Origin of the sequence: Pseudomonas sp. GD03944, from assembly GCF_029839275.1 — a bacterium.
Taxonomy (GTDB): Bacteria; Pseudomonadota; Gammaproteobacteria; order Pseudomonadales; family Pseudomonadaceae; genus Aquipseudomonas.
The window spans coordinates 123524-149053 of the sequence record NZ_JAOCAH010000005.1; the positions used below are offsets into that span (position 1 = coordinate 123524).

The 25530-nt window shown below is 65.3% G+C and carries 27 protein-coding genes; 12 read left to right on the forward strand and 15 right to left on the reverse strand.

The features are described 5' to 3' along the window. Positions 1-7: 7 nt before the first annotated feature. Positions 8-616 (forward strand): hypothetical protein, encoded by a 609-nt coding sequence (locus N5C28_RS10225; protein ID WP_279822029.1) that lies wholly within the window; start codon positions 8-10, stop codon positions 614-616. On the opposite strand, the gene N5C28_RS10230 is transcribed toward N5C28_RS10225, so the two are convergent. The 5 genes from N5C28_RS10230 to N5C28_RS10250 form a co-directional block, all read right to left on the reverse strand. Next, on the reverse strand, positions 613-948 hold the full coding sequence (locus tag N5C28_RS10230) for a DUF2149 domain-containing protein (RefSeq protein WP_279822030.1): 336 nt from the start codon (positions 946-948) through the stop codon (positions 613-615). The genes N5C28_RS10225 and N5C28_RS10230 overlap by 4 nt on opposite strands. Next, positions 948-1424 (reverse strand): MotA/TolQ/ExbB proton channel family protein, encoded by a 477-nt coding sequence (locus tag N5C28_RS10235; protein ID WP_279822031.1) that lies wholly within the window; start codon positions 1422-1424, stop codon positions 948-950. Before N5C28_RS10235 ends, N5C28_RS10230 begins: the two co-directional genes overlap by 1 nt. After that, on the reverse strand, positions 1421-5281 hold the full coding sequence (cobN, locus tag N5C28_RS10240) for a cobaltochelatase subunit CobN (protein WP_279822032.1): 3861 nt from the start codon (positions 5279-5281) through the stop codon (positions 1421-1423). The genes N5C28_RS10235 and cobN overlap by 4 nt, the downstream gene beginning before the upstream one ends. Next, the gene (locus tag N5C28_RS10245) at positions 5281-7221 is read right to left on the reverse strand and encodes a TonB-dependent receptor (protein ID WP_279822259.1); all 1941 of its coding nucleotides are present in this window, start codon (positions 7219-7221) and stop codon (positions 5281-5283) included. The genes cobN and N5C28_RS10245 overlap by 1 nt, the downstream gene beginning before the upstream one ends. A 457-nt stretch (positions 7222-7678) precedes the next feature. After that, positions 7679-8308, reverse strand: coding sequence for a LysE family translocator (locus N5C28_RS10250; protein ID WP_279822033.1), 630 nt, complete (start codon positions 8306-8308; stop codon positions 7679-7681). A 141-nt stretch (positions 8309-8449) separates the two neighbouring features. Between N5C28_RS10250 and N5C28_RS10255 the strand changes: the two genes are divergently transcribed. Next, positions 8450-8938, forward strand: coding sequence for an Lrp/AsnC family transcriptional regulator (locus N5C28_RS10255; RefSeq protein ID WP_279822034.1), 489 nt, complete (start codon positions 8450-8452; stop codon positions 8936-8938). A 111-nt stretch (positions 8939-9049) separates the two neighbouring features. Here the strand turns inward: N5C28_RS10255 and N5C28_RS10260 are convergent, their stop codons facing one another. The 4 genes from N5C28_RS10260 to N5C28_RS10275 all read right to left on the reverse strand — a co-directional run bounded on the left by N5C28_RS10260 (position 9050) and on the right by N5C28_RS10275 (position 11871). After that, positions 9050-9316: a hypothetical protein gene (locus N5C28_RS10260; RefSeq protein ID WP_279822036.1), complete on the reverse strand. Its 267-nt coding sequence runs from the start codon at positions 9314-9316 to the stop codon at positions 9050-9052. 145 nt (positions 9317-9461) lie between these two features. Continuing rightward, positions 9462-10637 carry a GGDEF domain-containing protein gene (locus N5C28_RS10265; RefSeq protein WP_279822038.1) on the reverse strand — a complete coding sequence of 392 codons (1176 nt, stop codon included), beginning with the start codon at positions 10635-10637 and terminating at the stop codon, positions 9462-9464. Positions 10638-10856: 219 nt separating this feature from the next. Then, a complete protein-coding gene (locus N5C28_RS10270; RefSeq protein ID WP_279822040.1) occupies positions 10857-11165 on the reverse strand; it encodes an AzlD domain-containing protein in 309 nt (102 codons plus the stop codon). Further along, positions 11155-11871, reverse strand: coding sequence for an AzlC family ABC transporter permease (locus N5C28_RS10275; protein WP_279822042.1), 717 nt, complete (start codon positions 11869-11871; stop codon positions 11155-11157). The genes N5C28_RS10270 and N5C28_RS10275 overlap by 11 nt, the downstream gene beginning before the upstream one ends. A gap of 160 nt (positions 11872-12031) precedes the next feature. On the opposite strand from N5C28_RS10275, the gene N5C28_RS10280 reads away from it, so the two are divergent. From N5C28_RS10280 to N5C28_RS10315, 8 genes are all read left to right on the forward strand, one after another. Beyond that, positions 12032-12901, forward strand: a complete 870-nt coding sequence (locus tag N5C28_RS10280; RefSeq protein ID WP_279822043.1) for a LysR family transcriptional regulator — start codon at positions 12032-12034, stop codon at positions 12899-12901. Between the two features lie 103 nt (positions 12902-13004). Further along, positions 13005-13919, forward strand: coding sequence for a LysR family transcriptional regulator (locus tag N5C28_RS10285; RefSeq protein ID WP_279822045.1), 915 nt, complete (start codon positions 13005-13007; stop codon positions 13917-13919). Positions 13920-13923: 4 nt separating this feature from the next. Next, a complete protein-coding gene (locus N5C28_RS10290; protein ID WP_279822047.1) occupies positions 13924-14826 on the forward strand; it encodes a LysR family transcriptional regulator in 903 nt (300 codons plus the stop codon). 141 nt (positions 14827-14967) lie between these two features. Continuing rightward, a complete protein-coding gene (locus N5C28_RS10295; protein WP_279822049.1) occupies positions 14968-15597 on the forward strand; it encodes a glutathione S-transferase in 630 nt (209 codons plus the stop codon). A 54-nt stretch (positions 15598-15651) separates the two neighbouring features. Then, positions 15652-17712 (forward strand): pyridoxamine 5'-phosphate oxidase family protein, encoded by a 2061-nt coding sequence (locus N5C28_RS10300; protein ID WP_279822051.1) that lies wholly within the window; start codon positions 15652-15654, stop codon positions 17710-17712. A gap of 14 nt (positions 17713-17726) precedes the next feature. Beyond that, on the forward strand, positions 17727-17978 hold the full coding sequence (locus N5C28_RS10305) for a hypothetical protein (protein ID WP_279822053.1): 252 nt from the start codon (positions 17727-17729) through the stop codon (positions 17976-17978). 261 nt (positions 17979-18239) lie between these two features. Then, positions 18240-18683: a DNA methylase gene (locus N5C28_RS10310; RefSeq protein ID WP_279822055.1), complete on the forward strand. Its 444-nt coding sequence runs from the start codon at positions 18240-18242 to the stop codon at positions 18681-18683. A 109-nt stretch (positions 18684-18792) separates the two neighbouring features. Then, positions 18793-19092 (forward strand): hypothetical protein, encoded by a 300-nt coding sequence (locus N5C28_RS10315; protein ID WP_279822057.1) that lies wholly within the window; start codon positions 18793-18795, stop codon positions 19090-19092. Between the two features lie 36 nt (positions 19093-19128). Here N5C28_RS10315 and N5C28_RS10320 read toward each other — a convergent pair whose 3' ends face one another. From N5C28_RS10320 to N5C28_RS10330, 3 genes are all read right to left on the reverse strand, one after another. Continuing rightward, positions 19129-19902, reverse strand: a complete 774-nt coding sequence (locus tag N5C28_RS10320) for a transporter substrate-binding domain-containing protein (protein WP_279822059.1) — start codon at positions 19900-19902, stop codon at positions 19129-19131. A 109-nt stretch (positions 19903-20011) separates the two neighbouring features. After that, positions 20012-20227: a hypothetical protein gene (locus tag N5C28_RS10325; protein ID WP_279822061.1), complete on the reverse strand. Its 216-nt coding sequence runs from the start codon at positions 20225-20227 to the stop codon at positions 20012-20014. A 100-nt stretch (positions 20228-20327) separates the two neighbouring features. Next, complete coding sequence (locus tag N5C28_RS10330) at positions 20328-21416, reverse strand: methyl-accepting chemotaxis protein (RefSeq protein ID WP_279822063.1); 1089 nt, start codon at positions 21414-21416, stop codon at positions 20328-20330. A 234-nt stretch (positions 21417-21650) separates the two neighbouring features. Between N5C28_RS10330 and N5C28_RS10335 the strand changes: the two genes are divergently transcribed. Together N5C28_RS10335 and N5C28_RS10340 are read left to right on the forward strand one after the other, a co-directional pair. Next, positions 21651-21938 carry a putative quinol monooxygenase gene (locus N5C28_RS10335; protein WP_279822064.1) on the forward strand — a complete coding sequence of 96 codons (288 nt, stop codon included), beginning with the start codon at positions 21651-21653 and terminating at the stop codon, positions 21936-21938. A gap of 4 nt (positions 21939-21942) precedes the next feature. After that, complete coding sequence (locus N5C28_RS10340) at positions 21943-22731, forward strand: aminoglycoside adenylyltransferase family protein (protein ID WP_279822065.1); 789 nt, start codon at positions 21943-21945, stop codon at positions 22729-22731. Positions 22732-22767: 36 nt separating this feature from the next. Here the strand turns inward: N5C28_RS10340 and N5C28_RS10345 are convergent, their stop codons facing one another. The 3 genes from N5C28_RS10345 to N5C28_RS10355 form a co-directional block, all read right to left on the reverse strand. After that, complete coding sequence (locus tag N5C28_RS10345) at positions 22768-23484, reverse strand: lipopolysaccharide kinase InaA family protein (protein ID WP_279822066.1); 717 nt, start codon at positions 23482-23484, stop codon at positions 22768-22770. Between the two features lie 2 nt (positions 23485-23486). Continuing rightward, positions 23487-24176 carry a class I SAM-dependent methyltransferase gene (locus N5C28_RS10350; RefSeq protein ID WP_279822067.1) on the reverse strand — a complete coding sequence of 230 codons (690 nt, stop codon included), beginning with the start codon at positions 24174-24176 and terminating at the stop codon, positions 23487-23489. Between the two features lie 82 nt (positions 24177-24258). Then, a complete protein-coding gene (locus N5C28_RS10355; protein ID WP_279822068.1) occupies positions 24259-25527 on the reverse strand; it encodes a HAMP domain-containing sensor histidine kinase in 1269 nt (422 codons plus the stop codon). Positions 25528-25530: the final 3 nt, after the last annotated feature.

The window sequence follows — 25530 nt, forward strand, 5'->3', positions numbered from 1 at the left end:
CCGCCCGATGATTTCCGCCCAACAGGCCAGCGCCATCGTTCTCGCCCTCCATGAAGGCGTGATCAGCGACGGCCGCCCGGAGCGGTTCGTCATCCAGTCCTGCGAACTGTCTGCCGACGGCCGCTACTGGGTGGTTCGCTGCAACACCGAGGACTGCGTGGTGCATGGCAAGACCGAGTATTGCTACGTCGGCGTCAATGCCCACCTGGTCGATGTCGGCACCGGCGCCCACGAGGTGGTGGCCAGCTGCTTCAGCGTCGACGAGTACCTGCAGGACAAGGCCGACCTGCAGGCCGCCGCGGGCAAGCTCTACGTCCTGGTTCCGTCGTTCACCCGCGACGACAAGGCGGCGCTGATCAACCTGCGTCAGAAGCTGGCGTGCTCCTATCCGGACAGTTTTGCCCTGCTCGCGGAAACCGGCCGCCAGTGGCTCACCGGCAAACGCCGGTACCTCGCCGATTGCCAGCGAGTGCTCGCTACCGAAGGCATCGCCACCGCCATCGAGCTGCAGGCAGACCCGCAAGGCGCCACGCCCATCGGCCCGGAAACCTGGCACATCGACGCGGTACTCAAGGCCATCCGAAAAAGCCGGCAGCCAGAAGAGCCCGGTCGCTAGCGGGACGGCGCCTGTTCACCGCCCTCCGATTCCGGCACGTAGATCATCCGCCCATCGGCCAGGCGATAGGTCACGCCGGCCTTGGTGCCCTGCCCTTCGCCGATGGCACCGCTGGATTCGTAGCGTTTCAGTTCCTGGCCCTCCTTGACCAGCATGCGCATGTCGGCCTCGCCGGGGTTCTCGATGACCACCACGGTGTTCTGGCTGAATGGGTTGAGCGGGTTCTGCACGATGACCACCATCAGGATGCCGATCACCACCAGGAACAGGTCGATCAGGTTGACCATGGAGATGATCGGATCGTCCGCTTCGTCGTGTTCCAGAAAGCGCATCAGGCCTGCTCCTGCGCACGTTCCACGCTGCGCAGCTCCTGCAGCAGCCAGCGGCGGCGAACGGTGAGGATGAAGAAGGTGATGCTGGCGGCGACCAGGGCGACGATCACCGAGGAAAAGGCCACCACCATGTTCTCGCCGATGCCCTGGGCATCGTTGCGGGTCAGCGCCAGCAGCGCCGGGCCCATCGGGATCATGGTCGCCACCAGGCCAAGCATTGGTGCACTGCGCGAGGTGATACGCAGCCATTCCAGCTGCTTCATGATCCACAGTTCCAGGTCGTCGCTGGTGCCGCCGTGCTGGCCGTGCCAGGCCACCAGCTGCGAGCGGTAGGCGCCGCGATGGCGTTGCCAGGCCTCCAGCGCGAAAGTGCCCAGGGCGAAGCAGGCATAGGCCAGCGAAGCGAGGATCAGCAGCATGACCGGCACCAGAAAGAGCCGGGTGATTTCGTAGATGCTGGTTTCGAGACCATTCATGGTGTGGGTTCCGTCAGTCGAGAGTTGGTCAGGCCTTGCCGAATGGCACCGCCCAGGAAAAAGCCGAGCAGCAGCGCAAAGCCCAGCCACAGCAGCCACTGCGGTTGCGCCTCGCCCTGCTCGGGCATGACTTCTTCGAGCACCTGCCCGCTGACGGCCTGTGCCGCCGTGCCGGCCGCCTGGGCGGGCGCACCCTGGCCCTGGCTGTGCAAGCCGAAGCCGGCCGCCATCTGCTCGAAAAATTGTTGTGTGAGGGCCTCGCCCACCGCGCCGGCCTCGGTGGCGGCGAGCTGCTGGCGGCGCTCGACCAGCTCGCGGCGGGTCTGCTCGCTGGCGTCCCAGTAGCCCTTGCGGATGGCTTCGATCATCCGTTCGATGAGCTGGGCCTGGGCCGTGGGGTTGTGCTGCTCGAACCAGGCATCGAGGCCCAGCTCGCGCTTATCCATGACGTAGGTGTCATGGATCGCCTGCCACTGGTCGTCACGCACCATGCTGCGGTCGGCCGCCTGCCAGCCCCAGAGGTTGTTGACCAGGTTGAGCATCTCCAGCGTGCCGGCGTAGCCCTCCTTCTGCATCTCGCCGATCCACTGCGGGTTCAGGTAGCGGCCGCGCAGCTCCGTGGCCAGGAACTGGGCAGCCGCCGTGGTGCGTGGAGCCGTCTTGCGCAGGTCGGAAATGTAGAGCGCCGGGCTGCTGCCATCGAGGGACCGGACGGCGGCCGACAGACCGCCGAGGAACTCGAAGGGATGGTCCGTGGACAGCAGGCCGTTGAGCTCGGACGAGCGCGACATGACGGCGGCCTGCACCCCCTTGAGCTGCTCGGCGAACAGGTTGCCGTCCTCCAGCTTCACGCCCCAGGCCTGCGCGCCGTAGCCATACTGCAGGCGCTCCAGGAATTGCTGGCCGAGTGCGGCATCGTCTTCCCAGGTGGTCGAGTCCAGCGCCAGTTGCGAGACACCGGTGCCGTAGTCTCCCGGCTCGTTGCCGAACACGCGCAGGCGCGACAACTGCCGCGCCTGTTCGGCGGGCATGCCCTGTTCCTGCTGCAGGCGCGTCGCCAGTGCCAGGCTGTTGGCGGCGATCACGTTGCCCGGCTCATCCAGCTCGGCCAGGCGATCCGCCGCGTCGGCCAGCAGGCGCATGAAGCCGTCGAACTGGTCACGGTAGACACTGGTCACCTGCAGCACCGCATCGATCCGCGGGCGCCCCAGTTCGACAGCCGGAATGATGTCCAGCGCCACCACGCGGCCGCCCTCGTCCCACACCGGGCGCAAGCCCATGGCGTGCAACACCTGGCTTTCGACGATGCCCAGGTGCCGCAGCGCTTCCGATGACCAGAGGCTGAACGCCAGCTTCTGCGGGGCCTGGCCCCCATGCTCGGCCTGGTACTGGGTGATCAATTGCTGCAAGGCCTCTTCGCCTGCGGCATAGGCCGCGCGGGTCGGCACCTTGTCGGCCTCGAAGGCGTAGAGGTTACGGCCGCTCGGTACCTCGGGGTTGCGAATCGGATCGCCGCCGGCACCCGGTGCGACGAAGCGCCCGGAGAGACCCGCCAGCAGGGCTTCCAGCTCCCGGGTATCGGCGAGGTGCCGGTCCAGCTCCACGCCCCTGGCGATCAGTTGCCGCAGCGCGGCCGGTTCGATTTCATCGAGCGGCTGGCCGTCCCGCAGGTAGCGCTGCAGGGTCTGGTAGGGAAGCGAGGCCTGCAGCTCGCTGTAGTCCGCCGCGAACACCTCGTCGGGGTCCAGCCCCAGGGCCTGGTAGTAAGGCGTGCCCAGTTGCTGCATCACCGTGCTCAGGCGATGTTCCGCCGAGGCCGGTTCACCGAAGGTATGCAGGCCGAGCGGCGTGGCGCCCCGTGCCAGTTCGTGCAGGTGATCGTGCAACGCGGTGAAGAAGGCCGGGAAATCCGCACGCATCGATGCGTCGTCCCAGCCCAGGTCGGCCTGCATGTCCATCTCCAGCACCACTGCACGAATCTGCTCGGCGGTTTTCTCGCGCACGGCGCCTTCGTCCAGCTGCTGGTACTCGTGAATCAGGTGGTGTAGGTCGCGCAGCTCGTCGTAGAGCCCGGCCGGTGCGAAGGCCGGGGTCTGGTGGCTGATGATCACGGCCCGGCCACGGCGCTTGGCCTGGATGGCCTCGCCGATGTTGTCCTGGATATAGGGGTAGAAGACCGGCAGGTCGCCAACGGCCAGGAACGGGTAATCCTCGACGGACAGGCCGCGGTCCTTGCCGGGCAGCCACTCCTGCGTGCCGTGGGTACCGAAATGGATCAGCGCATCGGCGCCCACGCGCTCGCGCACCAGCTGGTAGGCCGCCAGGTAGAGGTGATCCGGCGGCACCTTGCTGTCGTGGTAGGCCTCGCCCGGCCGCCCCGCCCTGGGCGGCTGCGGCAACAGCAGCAACTTGCCCAGGTGCAGCGCCGGGATGACGAACTGCGGCTCACCGTCGACCTCGCGCAGGGCCCAGTGCTGCGCCGGGTCCCCCCAGCGTGTGCGCAAGTCGTCTTGCGTGGCCTGTGGCAGGCGATCGAGCCAGGCCTGGTAGTCCTTCAAGGGCAGCGTGTCGGCCAAGCCGTCGCGCAGCAGGTCGTCGAGGGTCTCCGGGCGGTAGTAACCGGCCAGCAGCCGTTGGGCGCTGTCGATCAACTGCTGCTCGGTGGTGGCCGGCACGTCATACCCTTCGCGCCCCAGCGCCGCACTCAGCGTTGCCAGGCTGGCCGGCACATTGAGGTGGGATGCCGCGACATTGCGTTCGCCGTCCGGGTGGTTCCAGAACATCAGCGCCAGGCGCTTTTGCGCCGCCGGCAACTGACGCAGACGGATCAGACGATCCAACTTGCCGAGCAAGGCCTCGGCCTGCCTGGCCATCAGCGTCGGCTCACCCTCCTCCAGCGCGGTAATCACCAGCGGATCGCTCATGCCCCAGCCTTCCGGCACGCTGAGAAAGGCCGCTGCCGAGCGCGCGGCCATGCCGCTGGGTTCGGCCTGCCAGTGCTGCTCGTCGCCGTCGCGATGACCGAAGGTCTGCAGCACCGGCACACCGAGTTGCAGAAACTCCGTCTGCCGCGCCGGGCCATTCTGCATGTGCTGCATGTTCACCAGTGCGCGGATATCGGCCTCGGCGAACAGCTCGGTCAGGGCATGCGGATTGGCATCGTCGAACCAGAACACCAGGGGCACCTGGCCATGGCGCTCACTGCGCTCGACCAGGTCATCGATGGCGCGCACCTGGGCATCGGCAATGGCGCCGCGGTGGATGGCGAAGGCCACCCGGGGCGCATCCACCGCCCAGCGCCCCTGGCCCCAGGCGAGGTACTCGGCCAGCGTGGCGAAGGGCCCCGGTGCGGCCGGATGGTAGAACCCGGTATTGGGCAGTGGGACGGGCGCCGGCAGGTCATCGAACGGCTGCCCCACCTTCTTGCGCTGTATCAGGGTGAACAGCTGCCGGAGGTTGGCTTCGCCGCCATTGCCGTAGTAGCCGATCAGGCGCATGGCCACGGGCGGCGGCAGGTTACCGTAGGCCGGCGCACCGCCGCCGATACGAATCCAGGGGACCGGCTGCCGCTCGAGCACATCGCCCAAGCGTTGCTGGACCGCTGCGACATCGGAAGGCCGCGGCGTATCCAGAATCAGCAGGTCGGCGGCCGCCAGCCACTGCGCATCGGGGGCCTGTTCGGCACCGCTGTGCAGGCTGGCGAAACCGACACCCTGTTGCTGCGCCCAGCTGGCCAGGCGCGCATGCTTGCCGGGGAGCACGAAGTCGCTGCTGAGCATCCGCACCTGCGCCGGTGCGGCAACAGCGGTCTGCAGGCTCCAGAACAGGCCGCAGAGCAGGATCATCAAGCCCCGCATCAGAACGTCGCCACCAGGCCGATGTGGTAGGTACGCCCGGGTTCGGCATAGGCGAAGTGGTCATTCTGATCGGCGAGTCGCTCGTCACCGATGTTCTCGATGCCGCCGCGCAAGGTCAGGTTGCTGCTCAGCTTCTGGCTCAGTTCCAGATGCCAGAGGCTGTAGGCCGGCAACGAATAGGCAACGTTGCTGCTGTAGGTGATCTGGCTGCCGACGTACTCGGTGCGCAACTGGGCATCGAAGGCGGATGTCGGACTCCATTTCAGCACGCTGTTGGCCAGGTGCCGCGAACGATCGCCGAGGCGCTGGCCGACGGTGCGGTTACGGGCATCCAGGTAGGTGTAGTTGAGGTCCCAGCGCAGCCCGTGGGCAAGGTCCACGCCACCGCCCAGCTCGATCCCGCGGATGCGGGCCCGCTCGACGTTCTCGTAGTTGCGCAGTTCGCGCCCGCGAATGCCGCAGTTGGCCACGCACACGGTCTGGATCAGGTCTTCGACGTCGTTCTCGAACAGCATGCCGCTCAGGGACCAGCCGTCCGCCTGGTAGTCGGCGCCCAGCTCGTAGGCGGTATTGGTTTCCGGTTGCAACTCGGGGTTGCCGACGATGGTGAAACGGCCACCGCCGCCGGTCGCGGAATACCCCCGCGACAGCTGCTTCAGGCTCGGTGCCTTGAAGCCCTTGCCGACGCCGGCACGCAGGGTCAGTCGATCATTGAAGTGATGCAGCAGGTAAGCGCGCGGGCTGCTCTCCCAGCCGAACTGCTCATGCTTGTCGAAGCGGCTGCCGAGGGTCAGCGACCAGTCGGCATTGAAGGCGATCTCGTCCTGCAGGAAAACAGCACGGTGCAGGGCTTCTTCTTCACCGCTGGCGTTGACCGAACGGTCCTCCAGTTCCTCCTTGCGCCACTCGCCGCCGACGGTCACGCGGTGCATGTCGAGCAGCGGCACGCTTAGGCTGCCATCCATCACGCTGTCGGTCAGGCGCTGCGGGTTGCTGGGCGCAGCCCCATCGCTGCGCGAATTCGTGCGATCGAGCTGGTTGCGGTAGGCGCGGACCTGGGTGCTGCCCCACTGCCAGTCACCGGCATGTGCCAGGGACCAGCGCTCACGCTCGATGATGTCGGTGGACTCATAGTCGCGCGAGGCAGCGCCGCCGGTTTCGGTATTGCGCCAGCGCCGTTCACGGCCGCTCTCGTAGCCGAGGTCGATGCGCTGTGCGTCATCGGGCGTCCAGGTGAGCGTCGCCCCGCCGCTGTTGCCATTGCGGCCCTCGAGCTCGGACAGGTTGCGGTTGTCGGCATCGGGGGTTTCCTGCTGACGCTGGGTCTCGGCATTCAGCGCCAGGCCCAGCACGCCCGGCAGCAGCGGGCCGCTGACATAGCCACCCAGCTGATGCGTTTGCCCACCCAGGCCGTCCTCGCGCACACCGCCATCGACGAAGCCGCTACCCAGCCAGATGTCGGTCGCCTTGCGGGTGATGACGTTGACCACGCCACCCAGCGCCTCGGAACCGTAGAGCGAGGACATCGGCCCGCGTACCACTTCGATGCGTTCGATGGCTTCGACCGGCACCCAGCCCAGGTCGAAATCGGAGTGGGCGATGGCGCCGGAAGACGGGCTGATGCGCTTGCCGTCGATGAGCACCAGCGTGTGCTCGCCGGCCATGCCACGGATGCTGATGCCGCGCCGGCTCATGCCGACGCCGTTGAACTGCAGGCCCTCACTACCGCGCAGCGCTTCTTCCAGGTTGCGCACCGGGCGCTTGCTCAGCTCCTCGGCGGTGATGACGGCGACGCTGGCCGGTGCGTCCTTCAACGTGCGCTCCGTGCTGGTGGCACTCACCACGGTCGATGCCAGATCGACCACATCGGCCTGAGCGGTGAGCGGGAAAAGCCCGAATGCGAGCAAAGACAGAGGACGGCGCTGCGCGAAGCTGCGCATCTTCAATACAGGCATGGTGATCCTTCCAATTATCCGCCGCACGGAACGGGCGCACGGCTGAGGTGGCGATGAAATTCGAGTCCCGATCGAACGCCGACTGGCACCAGGGCGGGCCTGTCAGCGGCGGCATTGTGAACAAAAGTCGCGAGAAATGAAACTTTATAACATTTCAATAACGAGATAATTGGCGCTCAGGTACCGAGCATCAATGCGGGAGAAGAACATCAGCCAGGAATGGATCGATCGACAGAAAGCATGTCGATGCCCATCTGCGATCACGCTTGGAAAACAACGGGAAGGAGTGTGGTGCTCCGTGCCGTGGAGCCTGTTCAGAGCGGGCGCCGCCCTTTCAGGCAGCGCTACTGAAGGCATTCATCGACTCATCAAAGCCTCGAAAACCCCTAGCGTTGAAGAGTGCCGTAAACGAATGTGCCTCTTCTTCCGACGCTGCCCCTCATCAAGGCCTGGCTGTTACCGCCAGACGCAGGCCGAAGCCCACCAGCAACGTGGCAAACGTCCAGCGCTGCACCGTCTGCAGCAGCGGATAGCGGCGCATCCAATGCCCGAGTGCCGCGCCCAGCAGGGCGTACAGCAGATCGAAAAACAGACCGACCAGCACCAGCACGCCACCCAGGATGACGAACTGGCTTGCCACATCCGTGGTGGCGTCCACGAACTGCGGCAGCAGTACCGAGCAGAACAGCAGCGCCTTGGGGTTGCTGATGTTGGTCAGCAGCCCGCGACAGGCCGAAGCGCCATAGGCCTTGCGCGAGGAAACCGGTAGCGGTGCCAATCCGTCAGGGATCAATGACGGCGCGCGTGCGATCTTCACACCCAGCCAGATCAGGTAGAGCGCACCGATCAGCCTGACAGCATCGAATGCCCAGGAAACGGTGTTCAACAGCACGGCAAGACCGACCGCCGCCAGCACGACATGCGCAACCCGCGCCAACGCAAGGCCGAAAGCGGTAGCCACTGCGTGCCAGCGGCCCTGCATGCTGGACGTTTGTAACACCAGCACCATGTCCGGCCCCGGCACCACGTACACCACGACCAGTGCGCCAATGAACAGCTCGAGGTTCGCCATATTCACTCCCAACCCTGCAATTACCTGGGTAAAAGCATACGGCCAGGGCCACCTTGGCGAGTTGCGAAGTCGGCCTATCAATACGCAAAAAGTGGCATATCATGCCAAGGAGCGGTAACCAGAACTCAAAAGATGCCAACAATGAAACTCGACAACCTGGATCGACGAATACTCGCTGCCCTGCAGCGCGATGGCCGACTGACCAATGTGCAACTTGCCGAAGAAGTCGGGCTGTCCCCCTCCCCCTGTCTTCGGCGAGTACGCCTGCTCGAGGAAGCCGGCATCATCCGCGGCTACCACGCCGATCTGGACCGCGACGGCATCGGCCTGGGGTTGACCGTCTTTATCGGGATAAAGGTCGAGCGTCACCATGACGAGACGTCCACGGCATTTCGCCAGGCCGTCAGTGCATTGCACGAAGTGGTGTCGTGCCATCTGGTCTCGGGGGAGTCGGACTTTCTGCTGCAGGTGGTCGTTCCGGACCTCAGGGCTTACGAACGCTTCCTGCTGGAGTCCCTGCTGAAGCTGCCAGGCGTCAGCGACATTCGCAGCAACTTCGCCATCGCGACGGTCAAGGACCAGACCGCCCTGCCCCTGGGGCATCTGCCACAGGCCAGCGGCCGAAGCTGATTCCGGCATGCTCCGAACGCGGCGGGGAAAGCCGCCGCAGCCGGCAGGCTGGCATTACGCGGGCTCAATGCAGCCCGCCGCACATGGCATTCAGCGATGGAAACGAGCGACTCAGGTCGCCGAGGGGATGTTCTGCAGCGCCACCCCTTTGGGGGTCAACAGCAGGTTGCTGGCTGAAACCAGGGTCGCGTAGTCGTTCTTCGCGCCCTGCTCCCCATACACCAGATCGCCGGTGATGAGTCCCAGCTCGAACAGGTTGTCCAGGCCCAGGAGGACACGCTCGGGTTCTCCGACCAGCTCCTCCGAAGAACGAGGTGTGTCGGCAGACAGTTGATTGATGAGCGACTGCAGCAGCTTCGCCCGGCTTTCGATATCCATGCACGCACCAGCATTTTTTCTGTTGATTTTAGTCCAAACTTGCTGCGCCGTTGTACCCCTGACGGCAGCATCAGCCTTCCTGATCACCCATCACTTTTGCGTCGAACCTGCCTTGAGCTCAGCCACTCGAACAGCCCCTGTTCGATCAGCTGGAGACCGCATGCGCGTGAACCCACTCCACGCGGTTGCGCCCTGCTGTCTTGCCCCGGTACAGCGCGCTATCGGCCTGCTGCATGGACGCGTCGAACGCCTGGGTGCTGGTGAACGCATCCGAAACGCCGATGGTCGCGGTGCAGCGAAACGGCTGGCTCAGGCTGATGCCCGGCACGTCGCTGTGCTCGATCGCGGCACGGGTGCGCTCTGCCAGTTGCATGGCGCCAGCCTGGTCGGTGTCCAGGCAGACGATCAGGAACTCCTCACCGCCCAGCCGGCAGATCAGATCGCCCTGGCGGGCCGTGGCCCTGAGGACGTCGGCCACATGGCACAGCACCAGGTCGCCGACCTTGTGGCCATGGGTGTCGTTGATCCGTTTGAAGTGGTCGATGTCCACGATCAGCAAATAGGCAGGCCCTGCCGTTCGCGAGCAGAAGTGCGTGCCCAGGGCATCCATCAGCCCGCGCCGGTTCAGCAGGCGCGTGAGCGGATCATGCGCCGCGAGGGTACGCAGTTCGTCGGTGAGGCGACGCAGCACCAGCCACACCACGCACGGTGGCAGCACGGTGCCCAGGAACGACATGTAGATGTAGAAGACCTTCTGGAAGCCGGTGTTGACGTCCAGCGCCGCCAGGCCGCCTTCAAGAATCATCATCAGCTTCGCGGCATTGAGGCCGCAGAGGCCGGCGATCAATACGGCGAACACCATCATCTCGGCGCGCAGGTCCCGGGCGAAGGTGTGTCCGGCATGCAACGCTGCCACGGTCATGGCCAGGAACAGCGCGGCGCACGAACCCGCCAGCAACGCATAGGGCGCCTCAGGGCCGAGCGTCCATTTCACCAGCAGCTGCAGCACGGTGTAGGTCACTGCGAGTGCGAGCAGCGGGCGCCAGACCGAGGTAGGACGCTCAAAGAAACGCATGGCACCCAAGACGTACGCCACCGGCGAGCAGATCGTCAGCGTGTGGTTGACCACGCTCATCAGGCCCCAGCCCGCCGGGCCATCCATCAGTTGCAGGATGTAGCCAAGCCCCAGCAGCAGATTGCCCACTGCAAAGACGTCCATGCCCAGTTTCTTGCCGTTCAGCCGGGTACTGATCAGCTGGAACATCACGCTAAAACACAGTAGGTGCACGCAGAGCATGCCGATGATAATGGTGGTGACCATGAATTCGCGCGCGAGGGAGGCAACAATGGGAGCCAGGCACGGGTGCAACGACGCAAACACGCCCCAGGAATCCCGGGCCGTGTATCACCTATTCGGCATGGCTATTTAATATCGCCCAATGTAATCGCATCCTGCCTAGAAGGGAAATCTGACAGGCAGATGCGATGCCGGTACGCCTGACCGAAAGGCCGAGGCTTTCGACCATGCGGCCGGGTCGCGTCAGAGGTATCTGAACAGCGCAGCCGCCAGGACGCCGGCCGCAATGGCGGGAAGCGGCTTCTTCACCAGCAGCATGGTGACTGCCGTGGTCAACAGCGCCAGCCGCGCCGCGTTGTCGCCCTCCCACGCCATTGGCGCGAGCAAGGCCACCAGGACCGAGCCCGACATGGCGCCGATGAATTGCTTTACCCGGTAGCCAATCGGTACGAAGGACATGATGTAGACGCCCCCCCAGCGCGTCGCCAAGGTCACGAGCGCCATGATCAGGACCAGAACCAAGGCGCCGGCACCTGCGCTCTCAATGCTCATGCCTGTTCTCCATCCACAGCGTGCCGGCGATTCCCCCGGCTACCGCCCCCACCACCACGTGGCTGTTCTCGGGCAGGTAGTGATACGCCAACAGCGATGCGCAGGCCGCAACGACCCAGATCAGCAGCAGCCGCAGGTTCTTGTCCCCGCCCACCACCATCGCCAACAGGAAGCAGCCCATCACCATATCCAGTCCCAGCGCCTTGGGGTCATGGATCGCACCACCGAACAGCACCCCGAGCCAGGTACCGATCACCCACGCCACCCACAGCGCCAGGCCGCCGCCCAGTAGAAGCCCCATGCCCGGCTGGCGATTGCCAAACGCCTGCATGGACATCGCCCAGTTGGCGTCCGAGGCGACCATCATCACACCGTAACGCTTGCCGGCCGGCAGGTGCTGCAACCACGGATAGAGCGTGGCGCCCATGAGGAGGTGGCGGGCGTTGATCGCGAAGACGGTGATGACCAGGGTAACGAGAGACACATGCTCCCCCCACAATTCCAAGGCGGCGAATTGGGCGGCACCGGCAAACACCAGTGCGCTCATCGCCAGCACCACCGAATCGCTCAGGCCGGCCTGGTTGGCCGCCAACCCGAAGGCCGCGCCGAAGACCACCACGAAAAGCGAGATGGGCATCAGCTTGCTGAAGCCTGCCCACACCGCCTGGCGATCGAAGTCGTGCAGTTCGTGTTCCGTGTCTGCCATGCAAAGTCCTCTACGGTTGCGCGTGAAACGGAGGCGAACGCGATGCACCATCGTTCGCCCCAACGGCCCTATTTTGCTAGCACTATGCCCGGACTTATATTTCTCTTAAAACGGATAAAACGGCGATAAGCTATCCGAAAATCGAATACAGGCCATGGGCATGACCTTTCAAGACTTGCAGATAGATTGGTTGAAATGCTTCGTCGCCGTGGTCGACGCAGGCTCCCTGTCGGGCGCGGCCCCCGAAGTGCACCGCTCACAGTCGGCAGTCAGCATGCAGATCAAGAAGCTGGAGGCGGCCCTGGAATGCCAGCTCCTGCTGCGCGGCCCGCGACAGCATCAGCTCACCCCCCAGGGTCAGATCCTGCTGGGTTACGCACGGCGCATGCTCGACCTGCACGCCGAAACCCAAGCGGCATTTCACGGGGAAGAATTGAGAGGCCGGATTCGCCTCGGCGTGCCCGATGATTACGCGGCGCGCTACCTGACGCCCGTGCTCAAGCGGTTCGCACCGAACTTCGGCGCCGTGGAGATCGAGCTGTACTGTGAACAGTCGACCTCACTGATCCCGCGGGTGAAGAGCGGCGACCTCGACCTGGTGCTGGTATCGCGCGATAACCCACGGCAGGGAACGCTGCTGTTTCATGAGCCCATGGTGTGGGTCGGCGAAGCCCAGTTCCAGGTATGGCGCCGCGACCCGCTGCCCATTGCCGTCTATGAAGATGCCAGCCTCGCCAAACGCAGCGCCCTGCGCTCACTGGCACTCCAGGGACGCCGCTACAAGGTGGTCTACAACAGCTCCAGCCTGGCCGGGCAGATTGCCGCCGTGGAAAGTGGCCTGGCCGTTGCCGTATTGACGCAGTGCAGTGCACCGCCGCACCTGGAAATACTGGGCAGCGAACACCACCTGGGGCCCCTGGACCCCATGGAAGTCGCCGTACTGCGCAGCCGCGCCTCACGGGGCTCGAAAGCCGTGGACAGCCTCCACGCCCTGCTACTGAGAACCCTCCGGCTTTCCGTGCCGGCTTGAAGGGCGCCCTCTCCATAAGTGGTGTCCTCTATCCATCTCGTATTCCCCACCGCCACCCGCTACGCTGCCCCCACCCGATGAAACTGCCGAAACCGGATCGCGCATGGACAGATTCCAGGAAATGAACGTGCTGCTGGCTATTGCCCAGACGGAGAGTTTTGCCGGTGGCGCCAAGTTGCTGGGGCTGTCGCCGCCCACGGTGACCCGTGTGATCGCCGGGCTGGAGGCGCGGCTCGGCACCCTGCTGCTGGCGCGCAGCACGCGCAGCCTGCGCCTGACCGAGGCGGGCCGGCGCTATGTGGAAGACTGCAAGCGCATCCTGCAGGAAGTCGAGGAAGCGGAAGAGCTGGCGACCGGCAGCGGCGTGCGGGCGCAGGGCAACCTGACGGTCACCGCGCCAGTGATTTTCGGTGAGCAGTTCCTGGTTCCGCTGATCAGCAGCTACCTCATCGAACACCCGAACGTGTCGATCAATGCGTTGCTGGTGGATCGCCTGGTGAACATGGCCGATGACGGGGTGGACGTGGCCGTGCGCATCGGCCGCCTGCCCGAGAACAGCCTGCAGGCGCTGGCAGTCGGGCAGATTCGCCCGGTGATCTGCGCCGCCCCGCATTACCTTGACGTGGTCGGCCGGCCGACCGATCCCCGGGACCTGCTGACGGAGCAGGTCGTCATGTCGTCGGCCAGCTCGCTGCTCACCGAATGGCAGTTCAGCGGGCCGGATGGCGACATCACCCTGCACCCCAAGCCGCGCCTCACGGTCAGTTCCAACCAGGCGGCGATCAATGCCGTGTCCGAGGGCTGGGGCTTTACCCGGGTGTTGTCCTACCAGGTGGCCGACCGCGTCGCGCGCGGTGAACTCGAACTGGTACTGGAGGACTTCGGCACGGCGCCGCTGCCGGTCCACATCCTCTACCAGGGCGGGCGCCGGGTATCGGCGAAGGTGCGGACCTTCGTCGACTACTGCGCCAGCCGCTTTCTGGCCAACCCGGCCCTGTGCCCGCCGGCAGCGGACTGACCGGGTGAGCCGCTACCAGGAAATGGCCGTGTTCGCGGCCGTGGCCCAGGCCGGCAGCCTGGCGGCCGCGGCGCGCCAGCTCGACCTGTCAGCGGCCACCGTGATGCGCAGCGTGGCGGCGCTGGAGGCGCGGCTGAACACCTCGCTGCTGCTGCGCAGCCCTCGGGGCGTGGCCCTGAGCCCGGCGGGCGAAACGTTTGCCGCCAGTTGCCAGCAGGTCCTGCAGGCGGTGCTGGACGCCGAGCGCTCGGTGCTCGGACTGCACAGCGACCCCGCCGGGCAACTGACCCTCTCGGCCCCGCTGTTGATGACCCCGCAGGTGCTGCTGCCGATCACCCTCGCCTACCTGGATACCTTTCCCGAGGTGCAGGTCGTCAGCCAGGCCCGGGATGGCATGCCCCGGCTGCTGGAAGACGGCATCGACATCGCCCTGGTGGTCGGCCCGCTGCCGGACTCCTCCGGTTTCGCCATTCCGGTGGGCACCGTCAGGCCGATTCTCTGCGGTTCGCCGGCCTACCTGGCCCGCCACGGTCGCCCCGCCACCCCGGACGACCTGCGCCAACACCGCACCGTGGCCTGGACCTCGGCCGGCTACGTGACCGCCTGGCGCTTTTGCCACGGGCAGGCCGTGCAGTGGTTCAAGCCAACCCCCGTGCTGAGCTGTACCACCCAGCAGGCGGCGATTCGCGCCGCTGTCGCGGGGCTGGGGCTGACCCGTTGCCTGAACCATGAGGTGCACCGGGAGCTGCAGGACGGGCTGCTGGAAACGGTGCTGGATGATTTCGCTCCGGAGCGCCTGCCGGTGCATCTGATCTACCGGGAGGGCCGCCGCGCCACGGTTCGGGTTCGCACCTTCCTCGACTTCGCGGTGCCGCGCCTGCGGACTCATCCAGCGCTGAACGGCTGATAATTTCGAAAAACGAAATTATGGATTGCAGAAGTTGGTCATTCTGCAAAGACATGCATAGGCGCAGAATACGTCCATCAGCACGAGCGCCCCATGCCTTGACTCGGTGCTGCTTTCCCAACCCTTTGAGGAGCTACTCCGATGTCAAACGCCACCATCAAACTGTACCGCCACCCCCTGTCCGGCCACGCCCACCGTGTCGAACTGATGCTCGCACTGCTGGAGCTGCCAACCGAGCTGGTCTTCGTCGACCTGGCCGCCGGTGCCCATAAGCAACCGGACTTCCTCAAGCTGAACCCCTTCGGTCAGGTGCCGCTGATCGACGACAACGGCACCGTGATCGCCGACTCCAACGCCATCCTGGTCTACCTGGCGAAGAAATACGGTGACGGCCGCTGGCTGTCCGAAGACCCGGTCGAAGCCGCCCGTGTGCAGCGCTGGCTGTCGGTCGCCGCCGGCCAGGTGGCCTACGGCCCCGCCGCTGCCCGCCTGATCACCGTGTTCGGCGCCGGGTTCAATGCCGACGAGGTGATCACCCGCGCCCATGCCCTGCTCAAGACCCTGGAAATCGAACTGGGCAGCTCGACCTTCCTGGTCGGCGACACCCCGACCATCGCCGATGTGGCGAACTACGCTTACATCGCCCACGCCCCCGAAGGCAACGTGTCGCTCGCGGACTACCCGAACGTGCGCGCCTGGCTGGCCCGGATCGAAGCGCTGCCCGGCTTCGTGCCCATGCAGCGCACCGCGGCCGGGCTGCACGCCAACTGATACGGAACCCGCTGCCGGGGCTTCCCCGGCAGCCTCTTCGAGGAGCGTTGCGCCATGGATCAACTGCCCAAACACCGTCAATCGCCCTGGCATGCCGGTGAGAAACTGCTCCAGCAACGGGTCGGCGCCGGCGACCGCATGGAAAGCGTCGGCCAGAAGGTCGTACGCAACTACATGCCCGACCAGCACCGGGACTTCTACCAGCAGTTGCCCTTCATGGTCGCCGGCGCGGTGGATCGCGCCGGCCAGCCCTGGGCCACGCTGATCGAAGGGGCCGAGGGCTTCGTCACCTCCCCTGACCCGCGGCACCTGGTGTTCGCCACCTCGCTCGATCCGCAGGACCCGGCCACCCCTGGCCTGCAGGCGAACGACGCCATCGGCCTGCTCGGCATCGAGCTGCACACCCGCCGGCGCAACCGCATGAACGGCCTGATCCGCGAGGCATCGGCCGGGCGCCTGGAGATCGAGGTCGAGCACTCCTTCGGCAACTGCCCGCAGTACATCCAGCAGCGCACCTACACCCGTGTACCGGCACCCGCCGGTGGCAAGCCGAGCCGCCTCGACTTCCCGGGCCTGGATGCGCGTACCACCGAGATGGTGCGCAACGCCGACACCTTTTTTATCGCCAGCTACATGGAGCACGACGGCGGCCAGCGCTCGGTGGACGTTTCGCACCGTGGCGGGCGCCCCGGTTTCATCAAGGTCGAAGGCAACCGCCTGACCATCCCGGACTACGCCGGCAACCTGCACTTCAACACCCTGGGCAACCTGCAGCTCAAGCCCCAGGCCGGTCTACTGTTCGTCGACTTCACCACCGGCGACATGCTGCAGCTCGCCGGGCGCACCGAGCTGATCCTGGACAGTCCGATGATCGCCGCCTTCGAAGGGGCCGAGCGCCTGTGGACGCTCGACGTGGAGCAGGTCGTGCTGCGCCCGGCCGGTGCCTCGCTGCGCTGGGACTTTCACGAGTACGCGCCCACCAGCCTGATGACCGGCACCTGGACCGAGGCCGACCAGCGCCTGCGCGAACGCGAGCAACGCCGCCAGTGGCTGTCCTGGGCGGTCACCCGGGTGGAACAGGAAAGCGCGGACATCCGTTCGTTCTACCTGCAACCCCAGGACGACACGCCGGTGGCGTTCATGCCTGGGCAGCACCTGCCCGTACGCATCAGCACCGCCGCCGGCAACGAGCCGTTGATCCGGACCTACAGCCTTTCCAGCGCGCCGTCCGACGGCCACCTGCGCATCAGCGTCAAGGCCCAGGGTCCGGCCTCGCGTCACCTGCACGACACCCTGGAGGTGGGCAGCCTGCTGGACGTGCGCCTGCCTCTGGGCAGCTTCACTCTGGCCAGCGACACCCAGCGCCCGGTGGTGCTGATCGGCGCGGGGGTCGGCATCACGCCGCTGATCGCCATGCTCCGCGAGCTGGTCGAGCAGAACCAGCGGCAGGGGCTGCAACGGCCGGTGTACCTGTTCCAGGGCGCCCGGACCCTGCACGACCTGCCCTTCCAGGCCGAGCTGGCGGCCCTGCGGACCCGCGCCGCTGGCCTGCTGCACGTGCATCGCGCCCTCAGCGAGCCTGGCGAGCATGCCGTGCAAGGCCGCGACTTCGAGCTGACCGGGCGTCTGCGTTTTGCCCAGGTGAAGGCGCAATTGCCCCTCGACGACTACGATTTCTACCTGTGCGGGCCGGCCAGCTTCACCCAGGACATGTACGACGGCTTGCGCGGGCTGAACATTCCCGACCCGCGCATCCATGCCGAGGCCTTCGGCCCCTCGACACTGCAGCGGCAGAACGACGGCCCGCCGCAGGCCCCGGCACAACCGCCGGCGGCCAGCGTCCCGGTGCCGGTGCTGTTCACCGCCTCGGCCAAGGAAGCGCGCTGGACGCCGGGCGGCGGCACCCTGCTGGAACTGGCGGAAAGCCGCGGCCTGGCACCGGACTTCAGCTGCCGCGGCGGCTCGTGTGGCACCTGCAGCACACGCCTGGTCAGCGGCCAGGTGCATTACCCCAACCCGCCGGCCCAGTTGCCGGAAAGCGACAAGGTACTGATCTGCTGCGCCGTACCGGCAGAAAATGAAGATGGCCTTCACCCCCTGGTCCTCGACCTCTGAACAGGTAACCGAGCATGAGCAGACTGGATTGCCTTATTTTCGACAGCACGCCCCGTTCACGCTGGAGTTCCGACAGGGAACAGGCTGGCAGCCCCACCCACACGCCGCACACGGCGCGCTGCAACGAGACGGAAACCGAATCCGGCTACCTGCTGCCGCAAGTGGTGGCCGCGCCGGAGTGCCATGAGCCGCCGCCATCACCCTGGTCGGGCGTGAGCATGGAGGCCGCCTTGGAACGCCAGCCGAGGGTTGCCAGCCGCCGCTGATCGCTGCCGGCGCTGGCGAGAACCTGTGCGCCGATTGTTCATCGTTCTGACGCGCGGCTGTCATGTGCATCACCGATCCTGAGCGGGCTGTAATCCAGTGTTGCTCCAACATACTCTTTTCCATGCCGGCCTCTGAGCCGGTTTTTTTTGCCTCGCGTTCAGCCGTTCTGGCCTGAGCGGCACCCTCTCCCGGTAAAACATCCCGAACCCATGGCGCGGATCCCAGTCCCCTTCTTAGAGGACCACGCTGGGAGAATTCGCATGCCCGCCAAGCAGATTACCGCCCGACAGCTGGGCCTGGATGACGGGTTGGCCCAGGGCTGCGACGACGCCTTGTTCAAATGGCTGATCGCCAGTTTCCTGTTCGGCAAACCCATCCAGCAGCGCATCGCCGAGCAGGCCTACCGGGTCATCGTCGAGCAGCACCGCCGCGACACGCCGCGCAAGCTGGGCGGCTGCAGCAAGGCCGAACTGGTGCGCATGCTCGGCCAGGCGCATTACGTGCGCTACGACCTGTCCACCGCCGAACGCCTGGTGAAGCTGTGCAAAAAGCTCAACGACGAATACGCCGGCTCGGTCCGCGAGCTGTACCGGCAAAGTGTCGATCGCCAGGATTTCGAAGCGCGCCTGCTGGTGTTCGAGGGCATCGGCCCGAAGACCGTCGAGATCTTCATGCGCGAGGCCGGTCCGGTGCTGTACGGGTGAGCACCGCCGTGCCCGTCTTTACCTGAACTCATCGCGCCGGCCCCGGTTCCAAACCTACACGGCACGCGCCCACAGGGGCCGCGTCGATCCACCCAGCCAGGAGGTGACCATGAAGCCGAACGACACCCATAACGGCAATCGCAACGAAGCCACCCTCGACGCCGACAAGTGGCCGGAACAGGACTCACCGGGCGACCGTCGCGGCCTGCCTGGCTACCCCCGGGAGCAAAAGGACGGCGGTGAACAGCGCAATGTGGACCCGGAACTGGGTTTTGACCCGGACTCCCCGGATGCCAGCGATCCGCAGATCGATCCGCCCGAACCGCCGCGCATCCCGGACAACCCGCCAGATCCACGCGAAGAGCGACGGGCCCCGAGCGACGAGTACCCGCCGTACGAGAAGAAATGAGTCGTCTGGCACTCCGACACGGCGCGCCAGACGGGATCAGCGAGCGCTCAGGCTGCCCCGTGCGCTTTCCTGGATGAAGCGCCGGCGGATGTCTTCCACGGCGCCGCGCTCCAGCAGGGTGCGGATGGCCGCGTTGATGTCGGGCAGGTAGTGGCCGTGCCTGGGGTTGAGCTTTATCGCCACCGGCGCGGTGCCGATCAGCGGGCCGCGGATGAACAGCGCCGGGTTCAGACCGCGGGTCTCCAGCAGGTAGGCGAACAGGTCGTCGGTCATGACGATGGCGTCCACCCGCCCCAGCATCAACAGCTCCATCAGGGCGTCTTCACGAGAGGTGTCGAGCCGCACCAGCCGCTGCGCCTGGAAGGCCTCTTCCAGCGAGGGATAGCGGTAGCCGCGCACCCCGCCAACATTCAGCTCGCTCAAGTGCGCCAGGGGTACTTCCCGTGCCGGGTGCTCGGCCAGGAAGAACAGGTGTTCCGTCACATCCAGGTAGGGTGTCGAATAGAGGAACGGCACGCCGCCCGGTTCGTCGCGCCAGAGGGGTGAGTCGGCGTAGTTGAGGTCGACCCGGCCCTGCTGCTCCATGAGCTTCAGGCGGTTGGTCGGGTAGAACACGAAGTCGGCTTCGATACCGGCGCTGTCGAGCACCTGCCGCGCCACATCGACGGCAATGCCCCGGGGCTCGCCGTTGGCATCGCTGTAGCTGTAGGGCGCCCACTGCGTCGCGCCACTGACCAGGGTCTGGGCCGATGCCACCATGGGCAGCAACAGCGCGAAAAACATCATCCGTGACAGCGTGCAATACCCCATAGCCTCTCCAGGCTCGCTAACCAAACGTGCAACGCACGGTACGCGGGCTGCGCGCGGGACTCAACAAGCGGCGTGTGGCGGGCCGTTCGCGGTGTGGCCAGAAGGGCGCTCAGGCCCGCTTGAGCCCCTGCCCGGCCAGCGACTCGCGGGCGAAGCGCAGTTGGCTCGCGTCGAGGTTCAGGCGGTGGATGACGTTGAGCAGTTGCTGGCGCAGCAGCTCGTCGCCCACGGCCTCGGCGGCCCGCATCACGGCGATCGCCGCCGCTTCGTTGTTATCCGCCACCTGGCTGAGAGTCTTGCAGATACCGCGTGTCGTACGATCCACGTGAACGCCTCTGATGAATGCGAGGCGCTACTCTAGAACCGCTTTGTTTCGGTTTGATGGCATGGCCTGCCACCCCGTTGCACGGGTTCTTGCGGGCAGGTCAGAGCTGCTTGTCGTGCTCCACCAGCACCCGTTTGACGATGCGCATCACTTCGATGTTGCAGTCCTCCATCTGCGCCAGTTCGCGCAGGGTGTCGCTCAAGCGGCCCTGGGCGAAGGCCTCGATGGCCGCCATGCCGGAGCGGTGCACCTGCTCGTGGGGCTGCTCGATCAGGCGGAATTCGCGGTTGCCCTTGAGCGCTTCGTTGCCCTCGCCGTAGTACCAGCGGCCGAACAGGCACTCCTCCTCGCTCGCCAGGCGCACCGATGTGCCCTTGCCGCTGAGCAGCGTCTCGTAGACCTCGGTCTTGAGCGATAGCTCGGCCAGGTTCGCCAGCTCGATGCCCGAGCGGAAGAACGACTGGCTGATTTCGTGGTGCATGCGCTGCGCCAGGTTGTGCACGTCCAGCATGGCGCCACTGGCTTCGGTGGTCATGGCATGGAAATGGTTGGCGCTGCTGACGTGGCGCTGGATTTCCGCCTGGGAGGCGTGGATCACCCGCTGGATGTCGGCGGTTTCACGGACGATGTCCAAGGTGGCACTGGCGGTCTTCTCCGCCAGGTCGCGAATCTCCCCGGCGACCACGGCGAAGCCCCGCCCGGATTCCCCGGCGCGGGCTGCCTCGATGGCGGCGTTCAGCGCCAGCAGGTTGGTCTGGCTGGCGATGCTGCCGATCAGGCCGACGATGCGGTCGATTTCCCCGGCACGCTGCACCAGTTCCGCGATGCGCTGGTTGAGAGTGGCCAGGCCGTTCTCCATGAGCTGGGATTGTTCCTGCAGCTGGCCGAACTTCAGTTTGTTCTGGATCGCGGCGCCTGCCACGTCCTGGGCCCGCTGGTTGTTGGCGTCCAGCCGGGCGTTGAGGTAGCCGAACGACTCGCCCACGTGGCCGATGGAATGGCCGAACTTCAGCAGGTTACCGGACAGCCCTTTGTAGAACGCCAGGTCGTCGTGCACCCGCCGATCCTGCTGGGTGGCGAGCAGCACCTCGCGCAATTGGCGGGCTTCCTGTTCAGCCGCCTCGAGGCGGGCACGCAACGAGCGGTTTTCTTCTTCACAGGCCTGGTAGCGGCTGGCGCGTACGAACATGTCTCACCTCCGGTGAGCGTCAACAATAGATATCACAGTGATATCAATGTTTGTGCCAGCCACGAACACGTTAAAATTCAAGTAGATAGGTTAAGGCGAGTCACCATGACCAAGAGTCATAACGACCACCCAAGGTTATAAAGACCCGAGCAAACGGTCCTGCCGACTGCCACCACACTGGAAATGACCGGGAGATGCGACAACACTGTCGGCAGACCTTTTTCGGACAGGCCCATGCTCAAAGTCATCGCCCAGGATTTCATCAAGCCCGAACACATCGATCGCGTCCTGCCGCTGTACCGGGAGCTCGTGGAAAAGACCCGGCAGGAACCCCGCTGTTTTTCCTACGAACTGTGCGTCGATCAGAAAGACCCTGGCCACTTCGTGTTCATCGAGGAATGGCCTGATCGCGCGGCCCTGGATGCCCACTGCCAGACCGAGCACTTCCGCCGCCTGGTGCCCCTGATCGATCAGTACCAGAGCAAACCCGGCACCTTCCTGCTGATGGACCCGGTCGAGTAACGCCATGCAACCGGATACCCGCGCCCCGCTCGAAGCCATCCACGACGCCCTGGGCGACGACCTGCTGGCGGTCTACCTGTACGGCTCGGCGGTGGATGGGGGCCTGCGCCCGGACAGCGACATCGACCTGCTGGTGATCGCCCGTACTCCGTTGGCCGGACACGCCCGCCAGCATCTGGTGCAGCGCCTGCTGGAGCTGTCCGCCTACCCGGCTCGCGACGGGGTACGGCCACTGGAACTGACCCTGGTGGTGCTGGACGACATCCGTCCGTGGCGCTACCCGCCGCGCCGCGACCTGGTGTTCGGTGAGTGGCTGCGCCCGGCGCTGGAATCTGGCGAGATTGCGCCGCCTGCCCTCGATCCGGACCTCAGCGTGCTGCTGACCTCAGCCCGGCAACACAGCCGCGCCCTGGCCGGGGCACCGGCCGATGAGCTACTGCCGGCGATCCCTGCGGCCGACCTGCGCCGCGCGATGCTCGACAGCCTGCCCAGCCTGATTGCGAGTACTGGTGGTGACGAGCGCAACGTGCTGCTCACCCTGGCGCGCATGTGGTTCACCCTGGCCACCGGCCGCATCGCCCCGAAAGACCAGGCCGCCAGTTGGCTGGCCGAACGCTTGCCAGCGCCGCAGCGCGCCCTGCTCGACCGGGCGCGCCAGGCCTACCTCGGCCAGTGTCACGATGACTGGCAGCCCCATCAGCGGGCGGTGGAGGCCTGGGTGAAGCTTGCCCGCGGCGTAATCGAACACCTCGGGCATTCACAGTGCGATTCAGGGCATTCCACCCCGGGGTGACGGAGCACAGGACGTCACGCCTGAGCGGACTGGCACTCATGGCCCCGATGCGTCGACCGACTCCTGCATCGCTTGCCTGTGAGCGCGCAAAAGCAGGCCGATATCCTCTTCTGGAATCGTACCGCGGTGCCGCCTCACCTGACTCATATCGTGCCGAGTTGCATTCCTGCCAAACCAGCGCCTTCGGCTTTTCTCCAGATCCAGCACAGCGACCTGCACCTGAGGCACCCCTGCCTCGCCAGTCTGGAGCTTGATGAAAATATGCTTGGGGTAGCAGCAGCCATGCTGCCAGCCGGCCCGATGCATCCGCGCCAGCGTCATCGCGACCTGGGTCAGCACCCGAGACCTGAGTGCCGGCGCGTGCTCGGTCTCGTACCACTGCGAGAGGCTGAGGTAATCGTGCAACGCTTCGGTGACCAGCAGTGCCTGCCACTGATCGGCCTGCTGACGGGCCGCGCAATAGACGATGTTCGGCGTCCTGACGCCCAGGCGCGCCATGGCTCGGTAGGCATCGCGCTCACGCAGCACCGTGGGGCGCCCCAGCGGATGCAGGAAAGACCGGTAAAGGTGCCCGACCTGCCGCTTGCAGTACAACGGTGGGTGGCTGGCATCGCGGTGGCTCAGCAACTGCACACCGCTCTCGCCGCCCCGACGGTGATTGGCCGGTTCGACCCATACCCCCGAACTGTTCCACCAACGATCGAAGTGGGTTGTGCTGGACTGAACCGCCGCATGACTGGCAAGGGTGTTCATGCTCACACCCCCTTGCGCAGGATGTAGGTACGCCACATGGCATACCCCGGCAGAAAATCCCGGTGCCCGAGTATCTGGAAACCCGCTCGCTGAAACTCCTGCTCGATGACCGCCCTGGCCACCACGAAGCGGTTCTGGTTCTGCCCGGCACGGCCATCGGCCGCACGGCGCCTCTCCAGTCGTCGACGTGCCCAGGCCTTGTAGTTGCCATCGACCCAGAGCGAAAGGATGACGGTGTCGCGGCTGACCCGGTGGAACTCGCGCAGGATTTCCAGACGATGCGCACTGGACTGGATGTGATGCAGCAGGCGGATGCAGAAGATGCAATCCACCGCGTTATCGCTAAGGTCGATGGCGAACGCCGAGGTCTGAAACGTATTCACCCGTGCAACCACCTCGGGGGGCTGGGCAGAACGTGCCGTCACCAGCATGTCGACGGAGTTGTCCGCGGCGAATATCACCCGGTTGGGTTGCTCGGCCAGCATCGGCCAGAAACGCCCGGCCCCACAGGGTAGATCGAGAACCAGATCAGGGTCTCCAGCCCGCCGGAGAGCCTGCCGAGCGACCTGGACGTCCCGCCAGTGCGACAAACGTCGAGCAACGCTCTCCTGATGCTTGTGCAGGTACTGCTGCGAATGACCCTGATCGTATTTACGGGAAAAATCGAGCTCGGTGACAGAGGGCTTGGGCATGGCGAGTCGTCCTGGAGTGGGTACGCCTGCCACCTTAGAAAACGCCGAATCAAAGGCCCGTCAAAAGGGTGTGAAAAAATCGTTAGTTGTCGGGTTGCAGACTGACATCAAAAGAAGTGCCACCCCCTTCCAGGTTGCTGACTGCAATGCGCCAGCCCTGGTTGATGCAGATCCGCTTCACCAACGAAAGGCCCAGGCCGAGCCCCTCCCCCCGCGAATGCTGGCCACGCACGAACGACTGGAAGATGTGTTCATGCTGGTCGGCGGGAATGCCCAGGCCACTGTCTTCCACCCGAAAGCCGCCAGACCTGACCACCAGGCGGACGCCCCCGTGATCGGTGTAATGCAGGGCATTGCGCAACAGGTTGGCCATCACCGTACTGAGGAGGGTCGGGTTGTACAGACCGCTGTCCATGCCCTCTTCGATGAACTGGAAGGCCAGTCCCTTTTCCTCGAACAACGGAGTCCATCGGCCGATCTGGTCAGCCGCAATAGACCCCAGACTGCTTTCGGCAAACGCGCTTTTATTGGTTTTGTCACGGGCCAGTTGCAGGAAGGTCTGCACCAACTCCTGCATTTCCTGGCTCGCACGGCTGATACGTTCCAACTGCTCGCGACCACGCGCATCCAGGTTGTTTTCAGTCAGCAACTCGCACGACGTGGCGATCACCATCAGCGGTGTGCGCAACTCGTGGCTGACATCGCTGGTGAACAGGCGCTCACGCTCCAGCGACTGGCGAACCTGCCCGAGCGTGCTGTCGAAGGCATCGGCCAGTTGCCCCACCTCGTCCTCGGGGTATTGCGGGGCCAGCGGTGGCGCCAGAGGATGCAACTGGTCTCGGTGGCGCACCTGCTGCGCGAGGCGGCTGATAGGCGCCATGACCTTCCTTGCCATCACCAGGCCCAGCCCCCAGGCCCCGATCACCGTCAGCAGGAAGCCGGCCAGCACCACATTGAAAAGCACCTGCTCGCGCGCCTCGAATTCATGCTGCTCCTGTACCAGCAGGTAGGTGCTGCCGTTGAGTTCCCGACTGTAGACGTAAAAGGCCCTGTCACCCTCAACCACCTCATTGAACCCTTCAGCCAACTGGGCGAACTGTTCGGGAATCGCCTGCTGCGGCTGGTTGGAGGCAAAAAATCGTGTGGAGGCATCCAGCCGTGGCGCACGCCCCTGTTCGACGTCGTCGTGCAGGATCTGATTCAGTTCGCGGTCCATTTCCTCGGACACCAGGTGCTCTTCGATGAAGTGCACCACGGCCACGATGCTCAGGGAAAACAGACCGCTCACCACCACGGTCATGAGCACGAAGGCGATCAGAATACGCCGGGCGAACGGCTGCTTGGAGGCCATGAT

Bases quoted from the DNA above. Each gene is read 5' to 3' on its own strand.
- N5C28_RS10310 (WP_279822055.1), top strand. From the start codon at position 18,240: ATGCCCGCCAAGCAGATTACCGCCCGACAGCTGGGCCTGGATGACGGG.
- N5C28_RS10275 (WP_279822042.1), bottom strand. From the start codon at position 11,871: ATGGCAGACACGGAACACGAACTGCACGACTTCGATCGCCAGGCGGTG.
- N5C28_RS10340 (WP_279822065.1), top strand. From the start codon at position 21,943: ATGCAACCGGATACCCGCGCCCCGCTCGAAGCCATCCACGACGCCCTG.
- N5C28_RS10270 (WP_279822040.1), bottom strand. From the start codon at position 11,165: ATGAGCATTGAGAGCGCAGGTGCCGGCGCCTTGGTTCTGGTCCTGATC.
- N5C28_RS10230 (WP_279822030.1), bottom strand. From the start codon at position 948: ATGCGCTTTCTGGAACACGACGAAGCGGACGATCCGATCATCTCCATG.
- N5C28_RS10285 (WP_279822045.1), top strand. From the start codon at position 13,005: ATGGACAGATTCCAGGAAATGAACGTGCTGCTGGCTATTGCCCAGACG.
- N5C28_RS10255 (WP_279822034.1), top strand. From the start codon at position 8,450: ATGAAACTCGACAACCTGGATCGACGAATACTCGCTGCCCTGCAGCGC.
- N5C28_RS10315 (WP_279822057.1), top strand. From the start codon at position 18,793: ATGAAGCCGAACGACACCCATAACGGCAATCGCAACGAAGCCACCCTC.
- N5C28_RS10245 (WP_279822259.1), bottom strand. From the start codon at position 7,221: ATGCGCAGCTTCGCGCAGCGCCGTCCTCTGTCTTTGCTCGCATTCGGG.
- N5C28_RS10295 (WP_279822049.1), top strand. From the start codon at position 14,968: ATGTCAAACGCCACCATCAAACTGTACCGCCACCCCCTGTCCGGCCAC.
- N5C28_RS10330 (WP_279822063.1), bottom strand. From the start codon at position 21,416: ATGTTCGTACGCGCCAGCCGCTACCAGGCCTGTGAAGAAGAAAACCGC.
- N5C28_RS10350 (WP_279822067.1), bottom strand. From the start codon at position 24,176: ATGCCCAAGCCCTCTGTCACCGAGCTCGATTTTTCCCGTAAATACGAT.
- N5C28_RS10355 (WP_279822068.1), bottom strand. From the start codon at position 25,527: ATGGCCTCCAAGCAGCCGTTCGCCCGGCGTATTCTGATCGCCTTCGTG.
- N5C28_RS10260 (WP_279822036.1), bottom strand. From the start codon at position 9,316: ATGGATATCGAAAGCCGGGCGAAGCTGCTGCAGTCGCTCATCAATCAA.
- N5C28_RS10300 (WP_279822051.1), top strand. From the start codon at position 15,652: ATGGATCAACTGCCCAAACACCGTCAATCGCCCTGGCATGCCGGTGAG.
- N5C28_RS10250 (WP_279822033.1), bottom strand. From the start codon at position 8,308: ATGGCGAACCTCGAGCTGTTCATTGGCGCACTGGTCGTGGTGTACGTG.
- N5C28_RS10225 (WP_279822029.1), top strand. From the start codon at position 8: ATGATTTCCGCCCAACAGGCCAGCGCCATCGTTCTCGCCCTCCATGAA.
- cobN (WP_279822032.1), bottom strand. From the start codon at position 5,281: ATGCGGGGCTTGATGATCCTGCTCTGCGGCCTGTTCTGGAGCCTGCAG.
- N5C28_RS10335 (WP_279822064.1), top strand. From the start codon at position 21,651: ATGCTCAAAGTCATCGCCCAGGATTTCATCAAGCCCGAACACATCGAT.
- N5C28_RS10265 (WP_279822038.1), bottom strand. From the start codon at position 10,637: ATGGTCACCACCATTATCATCGGCATGCTCTGCGTGCACCTACTGTGT.
- N5C28_RS10305 (WP_279822053.1), top strand. From the start codon at position 17,727: ATGAGCAGACTGGATTGCCTTATTTTCGACAGCACGCCCCGTTCACGC.
- N5C28_RS10235 (WP_279822031.1), bottom strand. From the start codon at position 1,424: ATGAATGGTCTCGAAACCAGCATCTACGAAATCACCCGGCTCTTTCTG.
- N5C28_RS10320 (WP_279822059.1), bottom strand. From the start codon at position 19,902: ATGGGGTATTGCACGCTGTCACGGATGATGTTTTTCGCGCTGTTGCTG.
- N5C28_RS10280 (WP_279822043.1), top strand. From the start codon at position 12,032: ATGACCTTTCAAGACTTGCAGATAGATTGGTTGAAATGCTTCGTCGCC.
- N5C28_RS10345 (WP_279822066.1), bottom strand. From the start codon at position 23,484: ATGAACACCCTTGCCAGTCATGCGGCGGTTCAGTCCAGCACAACCCAC.